The following is a 19,656-nucleotide window of genomic DNA, read 5'->3' as shown; positions in this document are numbered from 1 at the left end:
ACCGCAGTAATTCCTGACTGAAAGGGATTTTCCCTGCTTACCGAGGCCAGATTCATGAGCGTTATTGATCTTCGCAGCGACACCGTCACCCAACCGACCGCAGGGATGCTCGACGCGATGGCCAGCGCGGCCACAGGTGACGACGTCTACGGCGAAGATCCAACGGTCAATCGTCTGGAAGCCGAACTTGCAAAACGGTTGGGTTTTGCTGCGGCGCTGTTTGTTCCGACGGGCACCATGAGCAATCTGCTGGGCTTGATGGCCCACTGCGAACGCGGTGAGGAATACATCGTCGGCCAGCAGGCTCACACCTATAAGTACGAAGGTGGCGGTGCTGCGGTGCTCGGTTCGATCCAGCCTCAACCGCTGGAAGTGCAGGCCGACGGCTCGCTGGACCTGGCGCACGTCGCGGCTGCGATCAAACCGGATGACTTCCACTTCGCCCGCACCCGTTTGCTGGCGCTGGAAAACACCATGCAGGGCAAGGTTTTGCCGCTGGAGTATCTGGCGCGGGCTCGAAGCTTTACCCGTGAACATGGGTTGCAGCTGCACCTGGACGGCGCGCGGCTGTACAACGCGGCGGTCAAATTGGGTGTCTATGCCCGGGAAATTACTCAGCACTTTGATTCCGTATCAGTTTGCCTGTCCAAAGGCCTGGGCGCGCCGATCGGTTCGGTGCTGTGCGGCTCGGTCGAGTTGATCGGCAAGGCGCGACGCCTGCGCAAGATGGTCGGCGGCGGCATGCGCCAAGCAGGGATTCTGGCGGCAGCAGGTTTGTACGCGCTGGATAACAATGTTCAGCGTCTGGCTGATGACCATGCCAATGCGCAGTTGCTGGCCGAAGGCTTGCGAGCGGCGGGTTACGAGGTCGAGCCGGTGCAGACCAACATGGTTTACGTGCAGATGGGCGACAAGGCCGAGGCCATCAAGGCGTTTGCCGCCGAACGCGGGATCAAGCTGAGCGCTGCCGGACGTCTGCGCATGGTCACGCACATGGGCGTCAGTCGCGCTCAAATCGAGCAGGTCGTCGCGACATTCGTCGAGTTTTCGCGCAACTGATAGCGTTAGCGGTCCAATTGACCGTTTCTATCGTATAAACACGCTGTACCCCGCGCGCAGGGCCGATATAATGCGGCCCTTTGCCGTCGCTTCGTCTGTTGACGTTTCGCACAGGCCTTTGGCCGCAGCCTCCGTGGAAGAACCTAATGAAAAGCGCAGAAATCCGTGAAGCCTTCCTTCGCTTCTTCGAAGAGCAAGGCCACACCCGTGTAGCCTCCAGCTCTTTGATTCCGGGCAACGACCCAACCCTGCTGTTCACTAACGCGGGGATGAACCAGTTCAAGGACTGTTTCCTGGGCCAGGAAAAGCGCGCGTACACCCGCGCGGTCAGCAGCCAGAAATGCGTGCGCGCCGGCGGCAAGCACAACGACCTGGAAAACGTCGGTTATACCGCCCGTCACCACACCTTCTTCGAAATGCTGGGTAACTTCAGCTTCGGTGATTACTTCAAGCGCGACGCGATCACTTACGCCTGGAACTTCCTGACGTCCGACCAGTGGCTGAACCTGCCGAAAGAAAAGCTCTGGGTCACCGTCTACGCCAGCGATGACGAGGCCTACGACATCTGGACCAAGGAAATCGGCGTTCCGGCCGAACGCATGGTTCGTATCGGTGACAACAAAGGCGCGCCGTACGCTTCTGACAACTTCTGGACCATGGGCGATACCGGCCCGTGCGGTCCTTGCACCGAGATTTTCTACGATCACGGCGCCGATATCTGGGGCGGCCCGCCGGGCTCGCCGGAAGAAGATGGCGACCGTTACATTGAAATCTGGAACAACGTGTTCATGCAGTTCAACCGCACCGCCGATGGCGTGTTGCACCCGCTGCCAGCGCCGTCGGTCGATACCGGCATGGGCCTGGAGCGTATCAGTGCCGTGCTGCAGCACGTTCACTCGAACTATGAAATCGACCTGTTCCAGAGCCTACTGATTGCATCGGCCAAGGCCATCGGCTGCACCAACGACGCTCAGGCTTCCTTGAAAGTCGTCGCCGACCACATTCGTTCGTGCGGTTTCCTGATTGCCGACGGTGTGCTGCCATCCAACGAAGGTCGCGGCTACGTGCTGCGCCGGATCATTCGTCGCGCCTGCCGTCACGGTAACAAACTGGGCGCCAAGGGCAGTTTCTTCTACCAGATCGTTGCGGCCCTGGTCGCCGAGATGGGCGAAGCCTTCCCTGAGCTGAAATCCCAGCAAGCGCACATCGAGCGCGTACTGAAAGCTGAAGAAGAGCAGTTCGCCAAGACCCTGGAGCAGGGCCTGAAAATCCTCGAGCAGGATCTGGCCGAACTCAAAGGCGACGTGGTGCCGGGCGACGTAGTGTTCAAGTTGTACGATACCTACGGTTTCCCGATGGACCTGACCGGCGACATCGCTCGCGAACGCAGCCTGACCATCGACGAAGAAGGCTTCGAGCGCGAAATGGAAGCCCAGCGCGTCCGTGCCCGTTCCGCCAGCTCCTTCGGCATGGACTACAACAGCCTGGTCAAGGTTGATGTGGCCACCGAATTCACCGGCTATGAAGCGACTAAAGGTTCGGCGAAAGTCGTTGGTCTCTATAAAGATGGCCAGTCGGTCGACGTACTCAGCGAAGGCGAAGAGGGTGTGGTCGTACTGAACCAGACGCCGTTCTACGCTGAATCCGGCGGTCAGATCGGCGACTGCGGCTATCTGCAAGTCGGCAGCAGCCGTTTCGATGTGCGCGACACCACCAAAACCGGTGGCGCCTTCTTGCATCACGGCGTGCTGGCGTCGGGCAGCCTGACCATCGGCGCGCCGGTAGAAACTCATGTTGATGCTGAAGTGCGTCACGCGACTTCGTTGAACCACTCGGCGACTCACTTGCTGCACGCCGCATTGCGCCAGGTGCTGGGCGACCATGTTCAGCAGAAAGGTTCGTTGGTCGACAGTCAGCGTCTGCGCTTTGACTTCAGCCACTTCGAAGCCATCAAACCTGAGCAATTGAAGGCGCTGGAAGACATCGTCAACGCCGAGATTCGCAAGAACTCCGAAGTTGAAACCGAAGAAACCGATATCGAAACCGCCAAGCAGAAGGGCGCCATGGCGCTGTTCGGCGAAAAATACGGCGACAGCGTGCGCGTACTGAGCATGGGCGGTGATTTCTCCGTCGAACTGTGCGGCGGTATCCACGTTAACCGTACCGGCGACATCGGCCTGTTGAAGATTATCAGCGAAGGCGGTGTGGCTTCCGGCGTGCGTCGTATCGAAGCGGTCACTGGCGCCGCGGCGCTGGCATACTTGAACGCTGCTGAAGAACAACTCAAGGAAGCGGCCAACCTGGTCAAGGGTAGCCGCGACAACCTGATCGACAAGCTGTCGGCTGTGCTGGAGCGCAACCGTCTGCTGGAGAAGCAACTCGAGCAGTTGCAGGCCAAGGCTGCCAGCGCGGCGGGCGACGATTTGTCGGCTTCTGCCCTGGATGTCAAAGGCGTGAAAGTGCTGGCCGTGCGTCTGGACGGTCAGGATGGCAAGGCGCTGCTGGCGCTGGTCGATCAACTGAAAAACAAACTCGGCCGCGCAGTGATCCTGCTCGGCAGTGTCCATGAGGAAAAGGTCGTTCTGGTTGCAGGCGTAACCAAAGACCTGACTGGCCAACTCAAAGCCGGTGATTTGATGAAGCAAGCCGCTGCGGCAGTGGGCGGGAAGGGCGGTGGTCGTCCAGACATGGCGCAAGGCGGTGGTACTGACGCTGGCGCACTGGATGCGGCACTGGCCCTGACTGTTCCATTTGTAGAGCAGGGTTTATAAGGCAGTGTGTCCGGCCCGCGGTCTAGTGGCGGGCCCGAACGCTGTTTGAGTGATTATTTGGGCGCCCTTCATGGGCAGAGGCGGCTTTGAAATGGCTTTGATCGTACAGAAATTTGGAGGCACCTCGGTCGGCACTGTCGAGAGAATCGAACAGGTCGCCGACAAGGTTAAGAAATTCCGCGAAGCCGGCGATGACCTGGTGGTTGTGCTGTCTGCAATGAGCGGCGAAACCAACCGTCTGATCGATCTGGCCAAGCAAATCAGTGGCGACGGCCAACCGGTTCCACGTGAGCTGGATGTGATCGTCTCCACCGGCGAGCAGGTAACGATTGCGCTGTTGGCCATGGCGCTGATCAAGCGCGGCGTGCCAGCGGTGTCTTACACAGGCAGTCAGGTACGGATTCTGACGGACAGCGCTCACAATAAAGCGCGTATCTTGCAGATTGATGAACAGAAGATTCGGGGTGACCTGAAGGCCGGTCGTGTGGTCGTTGTCGCTGGTTTCCAGGGCGTCGACGAGCACGGCAACATCACCACCCTCGGTCGTGGCGGTTCCGACACCACCGGCGTGGCGCTGGCGGCAGCCTTGAAGGCTGACGAATGCCAGATCTACACCGACGTCGACGGCGTCTACACCACCGACCCGCGTGTGGTGTCCGTGGCTCAGCGCTTGGACAAGATTACCTTCGAAGAGATGCTGGAAATGGCCAGCCTCGGTTCCAAGGTGTTGCAGATCCGTGCGGTGGAATTCGCCGGCAAGTACAACGTTCCGCTGCGCGTACTGCACAGCTTCAAGGAGGGTCCGGGCACCCTCATTACTATTGATGAAGAGGAAACCATGGAACAGCCGATCATTTCCGGCATCGCTTTCAACCGCGATGAAGCCAAGCTGACCATCCGTGGCGTGCCAGACACCCCGGGCGTTGCATTCAAGATTCTCGGCCCGATCAGCGCCGCGAACATCGAAGTCGACATGATCGTGCAGAACGTTGCGCACGATAACACCACCGACTTCACCTTCACCGTGCATCGCAATGACTTTCAGGCCGCGCAAACCGTGCTGGAAAACACCGCTCGCGAGATCGGTGCCCGTGAAGTTGTTGGCGACATCAAGATTGCCAAGGTGTCGATCGTCGGTGTCGGCATGCGCTCCCACGCAGGCGTGGCCAGCCGCATGTTCGAATCCCTGGCCAAGGAAAGCATCAACATCCAGATGATCTCGACCTCGGAAATCAAAGTCTCCGTAGTGATCGAAGAGAAGTACCTGGAACTGGCTGTGCGCGCTCTGCACACGGCTTTCGAACTGGACGCACCGGCCCGACAGGGCGAGTGATGCGTTAACCGAAGGGCGCGGTCTGACCGCGCCCTTTTGTTTTTTTGAATGGTGCGACCCGAAGCTGTTCTTTTGCTCGCGCTAGTCAATACTCAGGCATGTAGGGCTGCGATCGTTCAGGTTGTAGGTCGAGTGCCTTTTTTTTGCAGACTGTTGTCCCTGAAATGAAATGCGTGAGGAGAAAGGTATGCTGATTCTGACTCGTCGGTGCGCAGAAAGCCTGATTATTGGTGATGGCGAAATCACCGTGACCGTGCTCGGCGTCAAAGGAAATCAAGTGCGTATCGGTGTCAACGCCCCGAAAGAGGTTGCGGTCCACCGTGAGGAAATTTACCTGCGTATAAAGAAAGAGAAGGACGAAGAACCAAGCCATTAATTTTTATCGTTTTTTATGTTTGCAAACGGGGAAGAAGCTGGTTAATATACGCCCCGTGTTGCGGAGAGCTGGCCGAGTGGCCGAAGGCGCTCCCCTGCTAAGGGAGTACACCTCAAAAGGGTGTCGGGGGTTCGAATCCCCCGTTCTCCGCCATTATTTGCGTAGTACGTTGTAATCTAGCTTCTTCGGTAAGTGTTTGAAATTACTAGAAAAAGTGTTTGACATAGAGATTAGACGGCCTATAATGCGCGGCAACAAATGCACTCGTAGCTCAGCTGGATAGAGTACTCGGCTACGAACCGAGCGGTCACAGGTTCGAATCCTGTCGAGTGCACCATTTAAGAGTCATCTGCAGTAATGTGAATGACTTGGCTTCAACCAGTTGTGATCTGGTATAAAAACACAAATGCACTCGTAGCTCAGCTGGATAGAGTACTCGGCTACGAACCGAGCGGTCACAGGTTCGAATCCTGTCGAGTGCACCAAACAACAAAAAGCCCGCGTTTAACGCGGGCTTTTTGCCGTCTGGGATTTGGCTTTTCCTTTGGTGCATCCTCTCTCATCGAACTCGACATGCGCGCTACGACCTCGCTGGGTGTCGTAGCGGTAGCTCGTGGCTGAATTGCGAATACTGATCTTGTCTGGCTTGCCAAGGGCGCTCTCGACGTCCTGCTGACTCATGCCGGCGACAACCCGCTGATTGATGATCGCTTCTCGGCGTTCTCTGGCGCTGATGAGGTTTCCACATTTGTCCTCGGTCTTGCCAACGACGGTCGGATCTCTCCTTTTGATTTTCATACCTGATGTTTCGCGATTCTCGGCTTCCGGCATGAGAGCGGTCACGCTGCCTGGTGTGAAGGCGCGGACATCCTGCAGCGAAAGGCTGTCTCCGGCCGTACAGCTCAGCGTAGTGAAGGTAATGCGCCCGTTGGCCGCCTCGCAGCGGTGAACGGTCGTCGCAAGCGCCCAGGGCGACGGGCAGAGCAGGGCGATTAACAAAAAACAATGTGCATTCGATGGCATCAAACGTCCTCCATGACGGTCTATCTCAAGGGTAGTCGTTACATTTTTCGGCGGTGGTGTGTTTTCTTTTCAGGATGAGTCGTCGCAGGTTTATGGATCAGGGCGGTGCTCAGGTTTGTCTTGCAAGCGCTTGTTTCAACCGCGATTTTTTAACGTTTAAAACCGTCGGGCGGTGTATCATTGCGCCCGTCAGCCCCGCCGGGGCTTGTGGAATACCTCCATGGACTTACCCAGTAGTTACTCAGTACCCCGTTTTTCCAATCATGAATTGACTGATTGATCCTTCCGGCGTGCCCCGCTGCTGGGAGTGGAGTTCGCCTATGTCTGAAGTTGAAGTAAAGAAAACGCAGGAAAGCTTGCAAGACCGCCTCGCTCAAGTTGTTGAGCTGCTGCAGCGTCAGCGGGTGGTCGAAGACCTGACTCACCGCCAGGAAGGTCCGCATCACGACCGGGTCGAGAACCTGGTTCACCGGCAAAATCTCGTCGAGTTGCAACGCAAGCTCGATGATCTGCACTCCGCCGACGTCGCCTACATCCTTGAAGCCTTGCCGCTGGGCGATCGTCTGACGCTCTGGCAGTTGGTCAAGGCCGATCGCGATGGCGACATTCTGCTCGAAGTATCCGATTCGGTTCGTGAAACGCTGATCGCCGACATGGACGATCACGAGCTCCTGGCTGCGGCCAAGGACATGGATGCCGATGAACTTGCTGACCTGGCCTCCGAGCTGCCGCGAGACGTCGTCCACGAGCTGATGGAAACCCTCGATGGTCAGCAGCGTGAGCGCGTCCGCTCTGCGTTGTCTTACGACGAGGAGCAGGTTGGTGCGTTGATGGACTTCGAGATGGTGACGATCCGTGAGGATGTCAGTCTCGAAGTGGTTTTGCGTTACCTGCGCCGCCTCAAGGAGCTGCCTGGTCACACGGACAAACTGTTCGTGGTCGATTACGACGGCGTGCTCAAGGGCGTGCTGCCAATCAAGCGTTTGCTGGTCAACGACCCGGAAAAACAGGTTTCTGAGGTCATGGCCAGCGACCCGGTGAGTTTTCACCCGGATGAAGACGCCTATGACGCTGCTCAGGCGTTCGAACGTTACGACTTGATCTCGGCGCCTGTGGTCGACAAGAACGGCAAGCTGATCGGCCGTCTGACCATCGATGAAATGGTCGACCTGATTCGTGAAGAGAGCGAAAACGAAGTTCTCAACATGGCGGGTCTGCGTGAAGAGGAGGATATTTTTGCGTCAGTCTGGAAATCCCTGCGTAACCGTTGGGCCTGGCTGGCAATTAACCTGATCACCGCGTTCATCGCATCCCGAGTGATCGGTCTTTTCGAAGGCTCCATCGAGAAATTGGTGGCGTTGGCGGCACTGATGCCGATCGTGGCGGGTATCGGTGGCAACTCGGGTAACCAGACGATCACTATGATCGTTCGGGCCATGGCGCTGGATCAGGTCAGCACCGGCAATACTTCGCGCCTGATGCGCAAGGAGTTGGCGGTAGGTTTGATCAATGGTCTGGTGTGGGGCGGTGTGATCGGCGTCGTCGCCTATCTGCTGTATGGCAGTTGGTCTCTGGGGGTGGTGATGACCGCTGCCATGACGCTTAACCTGTTGCTGGCGGCATTGGCGGGGGTGTTGATTCCCATGACCCTGGCGCGGCTTGGGCGCGATCCTGCGATGGGCGCCAGCGTGATGATCACCGCTATGACGGACAGCGGCGGGTTCTTCATCTTTCTCGGCTTGGCGACGATCTTCCTGCTCTGACGTACCGACATAAAAAACCCGCCAATCGGCGGGTTTTTTATGCCCGAATTTCAGGCAAAAAAAAGCCAGCGATTAAGCTGGCTTGAACTTTCGGATGAAATCAGGAAGCGTCTGCGGCCATTTCGGCATCATGTGCAATCAGCGAAACAAGAGCGTTCTGCTGACGGTGGGAGAGTTGGCGGAAGCGTTGCAGCAGTTCACGTTCGTGTAATGACAGCTCCGGGCTGTCCAGGCGCATGCTCAATTCTTCGCCAAGCGCGCCTTCCTGAATAAGGCTCTGTTCAAGGCGCGCGATGATTTCGGAGTTCATGCTGCGATGATGATTGCGAGCCACCTCGGCAATGCGTTCACGCATTCCGTCTGGCAGACGTACGACGAACTTGTCAGCCGTACGGCTGGAATAAATTGCCTGTTTCAATGGGCGCATATATTTAACCGGTTAGTTCAGGGGAGCGGTTCTCGGGATTGGCCGCAGGATGTCTGATAGGACAAGCGGTCTGGCCAAATGTTCAACCTGAATTGATAGAGGCTCGCATCATGCCTCAAAGTAGCCAGTTCATTGGCGTCAATTCTGTGACAAATATTGAACTGGATAAAGGCGTTATGCCAGCACCAATTATCAGAAATGCGGACTGGTTTGAAAAGCTTGCCCTAGTCCGTATTACTGACCGCATCCTCTTGCCCGGCAGGTGATGTCCCGGGACGCCTGAAGGCGCATGCTGTGCAGATTCGATCAGTGTTCCTTACTTGTACAGGATAGTGGCAATTGGCCGATTTACTAGGGGGAGACGTGCAGTGGGAGGTGATTTCAGGATGGATGGCAGGCTGATTTACTTGATGGGGCCTTCTGGGTCCGGCAAGGACAGCCTCATCGAAGCCGCGCGCGAGCCGTTGCAGACGCTCAATTGTGAAGTGGTGCGTCGGGTCATCACGCGTTCTGCCGAATCAGTGGGCGAGGACGCAATTGGCGTTTCCCGGGAAGAATTCGAGCAACACAGGGTCGAGGGCGATTTCGCGCTGTGCTGGAACGCCAATGGCCTGGATTACGGTATTCCGATCGAAATAGATCAATGGCTCAATGACGGTCGGCATGTCTTGGTCAATGGCTCTCGCGGCCATCTGGCTGAGGCGCTGCGCCGGTATCCAACGCTATTGCCGGTTCTGTTGACGGTCAAGGATGAAGTCCTGCGAGAGCGTCTGCTGCGCCGTGGTCGCGAGAGTTTTGCGGAGATTGAAGCAAGGCTGTATCGCAATGGGTTATTCACGGCAGAGGGGTCAAACGGACACGCGCAGATCCATCGACTCGACAATTCAGGTGAATTGTCCACCACAGTTGCCAATCTGCTGTACCTGTTGAGGATTAACGCAGTACCGGATCGAACTTGATCTTGCGCCCGGCAATCAGCGCCAGCACAAACAGCGCACCGAACACGCCGCTGGCGATCAAAGGCAGGGTGACGATCGTATCCTGGACCACTGACAGATGAAGAATGCCGCTCAGTAAGGCGAGGATGAAAAACCCTGCGGCTGATTTGGACATGCGGTGCTCCTGATGGGGTGATTCAAAATACCAAACGTTCTGAAGACTGAGCCGGCAGCAGAATGCCTTCCTGGCTCACCTCTTGGCTGACAAAGCTGCGCTTATCGCTCATTACCGCCAGTTGAGGCGCTCTTTGCACCTGAAGGTAATGAGGCATGCGTTGAGCAACCGGCTCAACACCGCTCTCGGGGGCAAAATGAAATCCCAACAGAATCGCCATAGCGCTCGCGATCGAGAGTAAAAGGGCGCTGTTCATGAGGCTTGCCTCCGTTGTTCTTCGAGAACAGCTGAAGCAGCCCGCATGCCAAGAGTCTAGCGGTAATTAAATCCTTTAAAAACAATGAATTAAGATATTTTTCCGAAGGGCCTGCATTGCATTTTGCAATGATGGCTTTTTGCGGTGATGCAATTTGCACGGTAAACAAAGCCACGCTCCCGCGAGGCGTCTGCCTACACTTAAAAAGCCCAACGGACGACATGACAAAAGCAGGCCTGCCCGTTAACATGCACGCCGTCTATCGCACCGAGTTTCTTTGTGGTCGATCTGTGTCTCAGTAGCTCAATTGGATAGAGCATCCCCCTCCTAAGGGGAAGGTTGGCAGTTCGAACCTGCCCTGGGACACCATAAATTTGAAAGCCCCACGCAGAGTGATCTGGTGGGGCTTTTTTGTGGCTGTCTACAGCGGTGGATTCAACTCCAGCCCAACATCAAGCCGTCAGCGTATGGTCAGCCTCCCCAAACCAGGTGCGCACCAGATCGGTACCGCTCGTGCCCGTGTTGGCAAGAACCGCCACATCGGAGAAGTTCGTACCATTGGCTGCGCCATCGGTATCCACCTTCACGGTGATGTCGCTGCCGGACTGCGCCAGTTGGACGAAGTCGGACGCCTGGCTGACACCGCTAACGAAGTTGGCGCTGAGCAGTGCAGAGAGGTCGAGCGCGTCACCTTCGGCGAAGTTGTAGTCGAGGATGGTATCCCCGCCTTCAGCCACGTTGAGATAGGCGAACATATCGGCTCCCGCACCACCGCTGAGCGTGTCCTCCCCGCCACGACCTGCGAGGATGTCGTTGCCGTCGCCGCCACTGAGTACGTCCGCCGCCATGCTGCCCACCAGTGTGCCGCTGGATTCGCCGCTGTAACTGACTTGGGTACCGGCCTCGCCGCCGTCGGTGGCCTGGAAGTCATCCACCGTGTAGTGGCCCAGCAAGTTCACCTCGGCCCGGTGCACGCCGTCGTCCACCGTCAGCAGGCCGCCGGCGCCAGAGGCGTTGGCGCTGTAGGTGAGCTGGGTGTTGGCGCCGAAGGCGAGATCGCCGAAGGTCAGCATGTCATCGCTTTCCAGGCCGAGGATGCCGACCAAGGAACCCGCCGCTTCGGCCTGTGCGATTACCAGTGTGCCCGCGCCTTCGCCGTGGAAGGCGACGGACCCGTGTGCCGCGCCGGAAAAGGTCAGTGTCGCGTCGCCGTCGATAGTGGCGCTGCCGTTGCCCATCACGTCGGCCAGCAAACGCATGTCGCCGCCGTTGGCCCATAAGTGGCCGGAGTTGTCGACTGCACTTGCCACCGTCATGCCGCCTTCACCCGTAGACTCAAGCACTCCACTGTTGGTGATGGTGTGGGTACCGGTGTCGAGCACCAGGCTGTTCAGCCCGCTGGCCAGAATCAGCCCCGCATTAACCAATACCATTTGCCCGGCGCCCAACTGGCCAGCGCCGGAAATGCGGTTGTCGACGTTGGTCAGGACTGTGTCGGCGCTGCCGCCGAAAATCACGTTTTGTGCGCTGTCGGATAGCTGCACCTGACCGCCACCGGTCAAGGTCGCCCCACGGAACAGAATCTCAAGATTGGTCTCGCTGCCGGTGGAGCCGAGTTCAATGGTGCCGCTGTTATGGATGCTGCCACCGAACGGCATGATCGCGCCGTCGGCAATGGTGAGGGTACCGGTATTGGTCATGACCGGATCCACATCGAACTGGAAGTTCGCTTCGCTCAAGTCTGCCGCATCGACACCTTTAAGGGTGACCGACTGGCCGGAGCTGATGCTGACCAGCGCATTGCCGTTGGCGTCGTTAGCGATACTCAAATCAGCAAAGCCGGTGATGCCCGCGAAGCCGATCAAGTCGATCTTGTCCGCCGTGACATCGAAACTGTAGATCTGGTTGTTGCCGATCGGCTGGGCGAAGACGAAAGTGTCGGCACCGGACGAGCCAGTCAGGTTGTCGTCAGCGGACAAGGCGAAGATCGGCGCGTCGGGGGCATAGACTTCGATGTTGTTGAACACATAGGCGCTGGCGGTGCTGCCATCGCTGTTGCTCCAGTACATGTTGACATCAAGTACCAACGCTCCCGCGAAGTCACTTGGGGTTGTCACCGTCAATGCGCCAGGATCGCTGGTCTGCACGGTCCAGGTGCCGTCGCCGTTGTCAGTTCCCGCATTGAATATCCATCCCGAGGGAACACCGCTGATTGACACCGTTATCGGGCCGCTAATATCGGCCGACGGAGTATCGAGGGCTAGATTGATGGGTTCGCCGGCAACACCTGCCGGAAGGTTTGCACTGCTCCCGGCAGCACCAGCATTACCCGCCAGGTCGGTGTAGCTGTTCGCGGTAACGTCGACTTTCACGCTACCGCCCTGCGTTCTGGTCAGCGTTGCCGTGTAGGTATCGCCGTCTACCTGCGTAAAGTTACTCCAGGTTCCGCGGGGCGTTCCGCTTGTTGTAGTCACCGTGACGTCCGAAAGGTTGAAGCCGCTCACAACCTCACTGAACTGGAATGTGACCGTCGACGTCGAACCGTTCGAACTCCCTAAGGTGGTCCCCGTCACGCTCACTGTCGGTGCCACGGTATCAACTGGAGTCTCAACTACGTTCTGCACGTTCACCGTAATCGTCTGGGTGTCGGTTCTGCCATTGCCGTCCGCCACCAGAACGTCCACAACATAGGCATTGTCACCGTCAGCACCACCGACATCCTGGGCATTCTCGTAATCCGGCGCCGAATTGAACGTCAGCACCCCGCTTGAACTGATCGAGAACTTGCTGAAGTCCGTCCCGGCCGTATTCAGGATCGAGTAGCTCAGGGTTTGCGCCGGCAGATCAGCGTCTGTCGCCGTCACTGTCGTGACCGCCGTGGTGTTCTCCGCCACGTTGACCGAAGCCGTCGCACCACCACCGTTGGAGGTGATCACCGGGTTGTTGTCATTGACCCCCGTCACGTTCACCGCGATCGCCTGGTCGTCAAACAACGTGCCGTCCGATGCCCGCACGATCACGTCATAGACGTTGTTCGTTCCTGAATCAGTCGGCGCCTCAAAGTTGGGCGCAGAAACAAAGCTCAGCGCGCCCGTGCCTGAAACGATCGAGAACTTCGCGGCGTCCGCTCCGCCAACGATGCTGTAGCTCAGGGTTTGCGTCGGAAGATCGGCATCGCTCGCCGCCACTGTCGTGACTGTCGTGGTGTTCTCCGCCACGCTGACCGAAGCCGTCGCACCACCGCCGTTGGAGGTGATCGTCGGCGAGTCGTTGCTGCCGTTGATGGTCACCGTCACCGCAGTCGCGGTGCCGTCGGCGCTAAGTACCGTGAAGGTGTCGGTCAGGCTGTCGCCGACATTGAGTGCGTCGAAGGCCGAGTTGGCGGTATAGCTCCAGTTGCCCGCGGTATTGATGGCGAAGGTTCCGTTGGCGCCGGCGGTACCGGATTGGGCCTGGAAGGTTTCCGGGTTGTCGACGTCGCTGATGGTGAGGGTGCCAGCTGTGGTCAGCGGGGCATTGGTTTCGGTCAGCGTGACGCTGGCCGAGGACAGCACGGCGGCGTCGTTGCTGCCGTTGATGGTGACCGTCACCGCGGTGGCGGTGCCGTCGGCGCTGAGTACCGTGAAAGTGTCGGTCAGGCTGTCGCCGACATTGAGTGCATCGAAGGCCGAGTTGGCGGTATAGCTCCAGTTGCCCGCGGTATTGATGGCGAAGGTTCCGTTGGCGCCGGCGGTACCGGATTGGGCCTGGAAGGTTTCCGGGCTGTCGACGTCACTGATGGTGAGTGTGCCGCTGGTGGTCAGCGGGGCATTGGTCTCGGTAAGCGTGACGCTGGCTGAGGACAGTACAGCCGCATCGTTACTGCCGGTGATGTGGACGGTGACCGAAGTGAGGGTGCCGTCGGCGCTGCTCACGGCGAAAGTGTCGCTGTAGGTGGTGCCGACGGCGAATTCGTTGTGGGCGGAGTCGGCGACATAGCTCCAGGCACCGTCAGTGCCGATGGAGAACTTGCCATAGCTGCCGGCGGTGTTGGACTGCGCGACGAAGGTTGCGGCGCTGTCGACATCGCTGATGGTCAGGCTGCCGTTGGTGGTCAGCGGGGCATTGGTTTCGGTCAGGTTGGCGATGCCGGCGGACAGTACGGCGGCATCGTTGGTCCCGAGGATATGCACGGTGACCGAAGTGAGGGTGCCATCGGCGCTGCTCACTGAGAAATTGTCGGTGTAAGTGGGGCCGGCGACGAACTCGTTGTGAGCGGAGTCGGCGACATAGCTCCAGGCACCGTCAGTGCCGATGGAGAACTTGCCGTAACTGCCGGCGGTGTTGGTCTGGGCAACGAAGGTCGCGGCGCTGTCGACATCGCTGATGGTCAGGCTGCCGTTGGTGGTCAGCGGGGCATTGGTCTCGGTAAGCGTGACGCTGGCTGAGGACAGTACAGCCGCATCGTTACTGCCGGTGATGTGGACGGTGACCGAAGTGAGGGTGCCATCGGCGCTGCTCACTGCGAAGGTGTCGGTGTAGGTGGTGCCAGCGACGAACTCGTTGTGGGCGGAGTCGGCGACGTAGGTCCAGGCACCGCCAGTGCCGATGGAGAACTGGCCATAGCTGCCGGCGGTGTTGGTCTGCGCGACGAAGGTCGCGGCGCTGTCGACATCGCTGATGGTCAGGCTGCCGTTGGTGGTCAGCGGGGCATTGGTTTCGGTCAGGTTGGCGATGTCGGCGGACAGTACGGCGGCATCGTTGGTGCCGGTGATATGCACGGTGACCGAGGTAAGGGTGCCATCGGCGCTGCTCACTGAGAAATTGTCGGTGTAAGTGGTGCCGGCGACGAACTCGTTGTGAGCGGAGTCGGCGACATAGCTCCAGGCACCGTCAGTGCCGATGGAGAACTGGCCGTAGCTGCCGGCGGTGTTGGTCTGCGTGACGAAGGTTGCGGCGCTGTCGACATCGCTGATGGTCAGGGTGCCGCTGGTGGTCAGCGGGGCATTGGTTTCGGTCAGGTTGGCGATGTCGGCGGACAGCACCGCGGCATCGTTAGTGCCGGTGATGTGCACGGTGACCGAGGTAAGGGTGCCATCGGCGCTGCTCACCGCGAAGGTGTCGGTGTAGGTGGTGCCGGCGACGAACTCGTTGTGGGCGGAGTCGGCGACATAGCTCCAGGCACCATTGGTGCCGATGGAGAACTGGCCGTAGCTGCCGGCGGTGTTGGTTTGGACGACGAAGGTTGCGGCGCTGTCGACATCGCTGATGGTCAGGCTGCCGTTGGTGGTCAGCGGGGCATTGGTTTCGGTCAGCGTGACGTTGGCCGAGGACAACACGGCCGCATCGTTAGTGCCGGTGACGGTGACGGTCACCAACTGAGTGTCGACGCCGCCGAGGCCATCGCTGACCTGCACGCTGAACACTTCATCGTGACTTTCGCCAGCCCCCAGCGACTGCACCGCACTGGCAACACCATCGGTGCCATTGGCGAGGGTGTAAGTCCATTTTCCAGTGCTATCCACCGCGATCGAGCCGTAGATGCCGGTATTCGTACCGGCAATGCTCCAGCTGGCCGTAGCAGCATGATCGATGTCGGCGGAGCTGAACTGGCCACTCACGCTGAGCGTGGTGTCTTCCTTCACCGCGCCGGCATCGTTGCCCGTTGCGAAGCTGAGCACGGGCGCATCGTTAGTGCCGCTGACTGTAACGGTCACCAGCTGAGTGTCCACGCCGCCGAGGCCATCGCTGACCTGCACGCTGAACACTTCATCGTGACTCTCGCCCGCCTTCAACGACTGCACTGCACTGGCAATGCCATCGGTGCCATTGGCCAAGGTGTAAGTCCATTGGCCGGTGCTATCCACCGCGATCGAACCGTAGGTGCCGGTATTCGTACCGGCAATGCTCCAGCTGGCCGTCGCAGCGTGATCGATGTCGGCCGAACTGAACTGGCCACTGACGCTGAGCGTGGTGTCTTCCTGCACCACACCGGCATCGTTGCCCGTCACGAAGCTGAGCACGGGTGCGTCGTTAGCGCCGCTGACGGTGACGGTCACCAGCTGAGTGTCCACGCCGCCGAGGCCATCGTTGACCTGCACGGTGAACACTTCGTCATGACTCTCGCCAGCCTTCAGCGACTGCACCGCGCTGGCAATGCCATCGGTGCCATTGGCTAGGGTGTAAGTCCATTTTCCGGTGCTATCCACCGCGATTGAGCCGTAGGTGCCCGAAGCCGAGCCATTGATTGTCCAGGTGGCTGTGGCAGCGTGATCGATGTCGGCCGAACTGAACTGGCCACTCACGCTGAGCGTGGTGTCTTCCTTCACCGCGCCGGCATCGTTGCCCGTTGCGAAGCTGAGCACGGGCGCATCGTTAGTGCCGCTGACGGTAACGGTCACCAGCTGAGTGTCCACGCCGCCGAGGCCATCGCTGACCTGCACGCTGAACACTTCATCGTGACTCTCGCCCGCCTTCAACGACTGCACTGCACTGGCAATGCCATCGGTGCCATTGGCCAAGGTGTAAGTCCATTGGCCGGTGCTATCCACCGCGATCGAACCATAGGTGCCTGTATTCGTACCGGCAATGCTCCAGCTGGCCGTAGCAGCGTGATCGATGTCAACCGAGCTGAACTGACCGCTCATGCTGAGCGCGGTGTCTTCCTGCACTGCGCCGGCATCGTTGCCCGTCATGAAGCTGAGCACCGGCGCATCGTTAGTGCCGGTGATAGTGATGGTCACCGTCTGCGTCGCCGAGGCAGCGTTAGCCGCGCCGCTGTCGTCGGTCGCGACCACCGTGTAGGAGAAGGTGATGGTTTCACCCGCGCCGAGGAAGTCGAGGTTCTGGTTGCTGCTGTAGTCCCAGCTGTTCTGATCGACCGAGAAGCCGGCGACCAATGCCGAGGCCATGCCCGCATTGAGCGTGCCGCCGCTCCAGGCGATGTCGCCGTTGGAGGTCTGCGATACGGTCACCGTGTCGTTGCTGTCCAGATCGCTAAAACTCAGTGCGCCGCTGTCGCTCAGGGTGACCGTGCCGTTGCCTTCGTTCATCGCACCGTTGGTGTCGGTTATCGTCAGTGTTGGCTGGTCATTGGTGCCGGTAATCGTGATGGTCACGGTCTGCACCGCGCCGTCGCCAATCGCCACGTTATAGGTTTGGGTGACGCTCTGGCCTGCGCCGAGGAATTGCAACGCGGTGTTGTTCACCGCGAAGTTCCAACCCAGCGAACCGCTGCCCGTACCGGTGCTGTCGCTCAGGGGATTGGTGGTGAAGCTGCCCAGATAGCCGGAAGCGCCCGGTGTAACAGTGACGCTGTGGGTGTCGATCAGGTCGGCGTCGGTGAAGGTGATGCTGCCGCTGGCCGCATAGTCGCCGCTGTCTTCCTTGGCATCGCCGGCCTGCACGCCGCTGGTGATCTGCACCTGGTCGTTGGTGCCGGTAATCGTGAGGGTCACGGTCTGCACCGCGCCGTCGCCAATCGCCACGTTATAGGTTTGGGTGACGCTCTGGCCTGCGCCGAGGAATTGCAACGCGGTGTTGTTCACCGCGAAGTTCCAGCCCAGCGAACCACTGCCCGTACCGGTGCTGTCGCTCAGGGGATTGATGGTGAAGCTGCCCAGATAGCCGGAAGCGCCCGGCGTGACAGTGACGCTGTGGGTGTCGATCAGGTCGGCGTCGGTGAAGGTGATGCTGCCGCTGGCCGCATAGTCGCCGCTGTCTTCCTTGGCATCGCCGGCCTGCACGCCGCTGGTGATCTGCACCTGGTCGTTGGTGCCGGCGATGGTGATAGTCACATTCTGCGTTGTCGACGAACCATGCCCATCATTGATGGTGACCACATAGGTTTCAGTAACCGTCTGCCCCTGGGCCAGGTATTGGGCTGCCGCATTGTTCAGGGTGTAAGTCCAGTTAACGGTGCCGTTGGCTGAGTTGGCCGCTTCAGTCACAGAGGCAAGGGCAAAGTTGCCCAGCGCTGTGGTATTGCCGCCCGCAGCCACGAATGAGGCAGTATGCGTGTCACTCAGATCCACATCGCTAAAGGCAATAGTGCCCGACGTGCTCAGCGAGTCGGTCAAGTTCGGCGTTGTGGTCGCATCTTCGGTTACCGTGCCGGCCTGCACGGCGATGTTCATCGTCACACTGTCATTCATGCCAGCGAATTGCACCTGCGCAGTGGCCCAACTGAGCGTGCCGTTGCCCAGACGGATCGCATAGGTAAAGCTGTCTGTCAGGGAGCCTCCGGCAGCAAGCGACTGGAGTTGTGCCTTGAAAGCAGTCGACAACGTAGCGGCGTCGTAGCCGACCTTGCCATCCGACGAAATCCAGATCTTCGCCCCGTTGAAACTGGTGTCAGTACTCGTCGTCTCAATTCTGCCCGTGTCCTGGATCAGGAGGTCGGCCGGCGCATAAATCTTGGTGGCAGTAGAAAGACTGGTCGCGTCATCGAGTGACCAAAGTGTCTTTGCGTTGCCGCCAAGGTCATTGGACATGACGTCCAGGTACATGACCCCTAGCAGGTCTTCAGTGATGGCCGCGGTGCTCGCGCCAATAACACCGGTAGTGAAAATGTCGTCCTGCGCCTGTGGAGTGTTGGAAAGCGAAGTAACGGTGCCGCCGCTGGTCGTTGTGGTGGTAGCCATGTCTTTCTCCCGAAAATGCCATTTTTTTATTTTTAGAATCGCTAGGGACTGCTAACAGGACGATGTCCCGTTCTTGCGCCGCTCAGGTTGTTCTGGGGCGGTGCGAGGCGGCCGTCGGACATCGTCGGCCAGCTGACGGGACAAGCGCTGCCGGTAGAGGCGCGCGGGTATTGCGGGGGTGGAAATGTTCGCCGCGCTTGAGCCGCGGATCGCAGGACAAGTCGGGCATACGTGGACGCCAGCCTGGGGCTGCGCTGCGCATGGCACGCAATAGACTGAGAGTACCCATGTGGAAGGGTCTCCTGGAGAAAGGCTGGGTGAGGCCGTGTTTTGGGGTAGCACCGACTCAGGGATACGGCCTTTCCTGATATCAGTTTGATGTCTGTTTAGTTGTGGGGTCAGGCTTTGTAAAGGTGTTAAGCGCGGTTAACAGTGCGGCGTGCCAATATTCCGACGGATGGGTATTTAGGTGTCAATATTATGTCGATTTGTTTTTGGCGAATGGACCGTGGGCACTCAACAATGGCGTGTCTCGAATGAGCTGAAACCCCAATGGGACGTGGGCTGGCTGAGTCATAAAACGTTGGGATCATCAAATGCCGGTCTCGATGGCTGCTCGTGGCATACCGTCGAACTCGGCGTCTTCCGGCGCCTGGGCCAGGGTGATACCGCTCTGTTCCTTAATGCGCGACAAGCCGACCGCGCCGTCGGAACCGCTGCCCGAGAGCACCAGGCAGAAGGCGCGCTCGAGGTGCACTTGTGCCAGATCGGGCCTCGAACCACGGTAGATAGGTGTCATGTATGAAGGCGCGCAGGGTAGGGGAGGTCGCACCTTTACGGCCTTGGGGGACTGCCAGTGTTTCGCCGTGCTCGTGGGCATCGGCCAAATAGCGGGCGGTTTCCTGGCGGAAGGT

At 58.9% G+C, this 19,656-nt stretch carries 12 protein-coding genes, 4 tRNA genes and 1 pseudogene; 11 read left to right on the top strand and 6 right to left on the bottom strand.

Going from position 1 to position 19,656, the window contains the following annotated elements; genetic code table 11:
- Positions 1–54 precede the first annotated feature (54 nt).
- From ltaE to KGB23_RS21320, 7 genes are all read left to right on the top strand, one after another.
- Positions 55–1,059 carry a low-specificity L-threonine aldolase gene (gene ltaE, locus KGB23_RS21350; protein WP_223432472.1) on the top strand — a complete coding sequence of 335 codons (1,005 nt, stop codon included), beginning with the start codon at positions 55–57 and terminating at the stop codon, positions 1,057–1,059.
- 146 nt (positions 1,060–1,205) lie between these two features.
- The gene (gene alaS, locus KGB23_RS21345; RefSeq protein WP_223432471.1) at positions 1,206–3,830 is read left to right on the top strand and encodes an alanine--tRNA ligase; all 2,625 of its coding nucleotides are present in this window, start codon (positions 1,206–1,208) and stop codon (positions 3,828–3,830) included.
- Between the two features lie 91 nt (positions 3,831–3,921).
- A complete protein-coding gene (locus KGB23_RS21340; protein WP_129437628.1) occupies positions 3,922–5,163 on the top strand; it encodes an aspartate kinase in 1,242 nt (413 codons plus the stop codon).
- A gap of 187 nt (positions 5,164–5,350) precedes the next feature.
- Positions 5,351–5,539, top strand: a complete 189-nt coding sequence (gene csrA / locus KGB23_RS21335) for a carbon storage regulator CsrA (protein ID WP_002554426.1) — start codon at positions 5,351–5,353, stop codon at positions 5,537–5,539.
- A 62-nt stretch (positions 5,540–5,601) separates the two neighbouring features.
- Positions 5,602–5,692, top strand: a tRNA-Ser gene (locus KGB23_RS21330).
- A gap of 107 nt (positions 5,693–5,799) precedes the next feature.
- Positions 5,800–5,876: transfer RNA gene (locus KGB23_RS21325), tRNA-Arg, on the top strand.
- A gap of 71 nt (positions 5,877–5,947) precedes the next feature.
- Positions 5,948–6,024, top strand: a tRNA-Arg gene (locus KGB23_RS21320).
- Between the two features lie 19 nt (positions 6,025–6,043).
- Here KGB23_RS21320 and KGB23_RS21315 read toward each other — a convergent pair.
- Positions 6,044–6,562, bottom strand: coding sequence for a cell envelope protein SmpA (locus tag KGB23_RS21315; protein WP_223432470.1), 519 nt, complete (start codon positions 6,560–6,562; stop codon positions 6,044–6,046).
- A 320-nt stretch (positions 6,563–6,882) separates the two neighbouring features.
- Between KGB23_RS21315 and mgtE the strand changes: the two genes are divergently transcribed.
- Positions 6,883–8,325 carry a magnesium transporter gene (gene mgtE, locus KGB23_RS21310; protein ID WP_150657158.1) on the top strand — a complete coding sequence of 481 codons (1,443 nt, stop codon included), beginning with the start codon at positions 6,883–6,885 and terminating at the stop codon, positions 8,323–8,325.
- 100 nt (positions 8,326–8,425) lie between these two features.
- Here mgtE and KGB23_RS21305 read toward each other — a convergent pair whose 3' ends face one another.
- Positions 8,426–8,752: an Arc family DNA-binding protein gene (locus KGB23_RS21305; RefSeq protein WP_003178899.1), complete on the bottom strand. Its 327-nt coding sequence runs from the start codon at positions 8,750–8,752 to the stop codon at positions 8,426–8,428.
- 110 nt (positions 8,753–8,862) lie between these two features.
- On the opposite strand from KGB23_RS21305, the gene KGB23_RS21300 reads away from it, so the two are divergent.
- Together KGB23_RS21300 and phnN are read left to right on the top strand one after the other, a co-directional pair.
- A complete protein-coding gene (locus KGB23_RS21300; RefSeq protein ID WP_191623577.1) occupies positions 8,863–9,018 on the top strand; it encodes a hypothetical protein in 156 nt (51 codons plus the stop codon).
- A gap of 120 nt (positions 9,019–9,138) precedes the next feature.
- On the top strand, positions 9,139–9,711 hold the full coding sequence (gene phnN, locus KGB23_RS21295; protein WP_223432469.1) for a phosphonate metabolism protein/1,5-bisphosphokinase (PRPP-forming) PhnN: 573 nt from the start codon (positions 9,139–9,141) through the stop codon (positions 9,709–9,711).
- Here phnN and KGB23_RS21290 read toward each other — a convergent pair.
- Both KGB23_RS21290 and KGB23_RS21285 read right to left on the bottom strand, forming a co-directional pair.
- Positions 9,686–9,865: a PA3371 family protein gene (locus tag KGB23_RS21290; protein WP_223432468.1), complete on the bottom strand. Its 180-nt coding sequence runs from the start codon at positions 9,863–9,865 to the stop codon at positions 9,686–9,688. The genes phnN and KGB23_RS21290 overlap by 26 nt on opposite strands.
- Positions 9,866–9,887: 22 nt before the next feature.
- Positions 9,888–10,121, bottom strand: a complete 234-nt coding sequence (locus KGB23_RS21285; protein ID WP_223432467.1) for a hypothetical protein — start codon at positions 10,119–10,121, stop codon at positions 9,888–9,890.
- A 292-nt stretch (positions 10,122–10,413) separates the two neighbouring features.
- On the opposite strand from KGB23_RS21285, the gene KGB23_RS21280 reads away from it, so the two are divergent.
- A tRNA-Arg gene (locus KGB23_RS21280) sits at positions 10,414–10,490 on the top strand.
- A gap of 83 nt (positions 10,491–10,573) precedes the next feature.
- Here the strand turns inward: KGB23_RS21280 and KGB23_RS21275 are convergent.
- Positions 10,574–18,742, bottom strand: a complete 8,169-nt coding sequence (locus KGB23_RS21275) for a beta strand repeat-containing protein (RefSeq protein ID WP_223432466.1) — start codon at positions 18,740–18,742, stop codon at positions 10,574–10,576.
- A 598-nt stretch (positions 18,743–19,340) separates the two neighbouring features.
- Positions 19,341–19,511, bottom strand: a pseudogene (locus KGB23_RS21270) (chemotaxis protein CheB); the annotation flags it as partial.
- Positions 19,512–19,656: the final 145 nt, after the last annotated feature.

This window comes from Pseudomonas sp. GL-B-26, assembly GCF_019947405.1.
Taxonomy (GTDB): domain Bacteria; phylum Pseudomonadota; class Gammaproteobacteria; order Pseudomonadales; family Pseudomonadaceae; genus Aquipseudomonas.
Note: the sequence above shows the minus strand (reverse complement) of the source record. Positions and strands in the feature narration are given on the sequence as shown.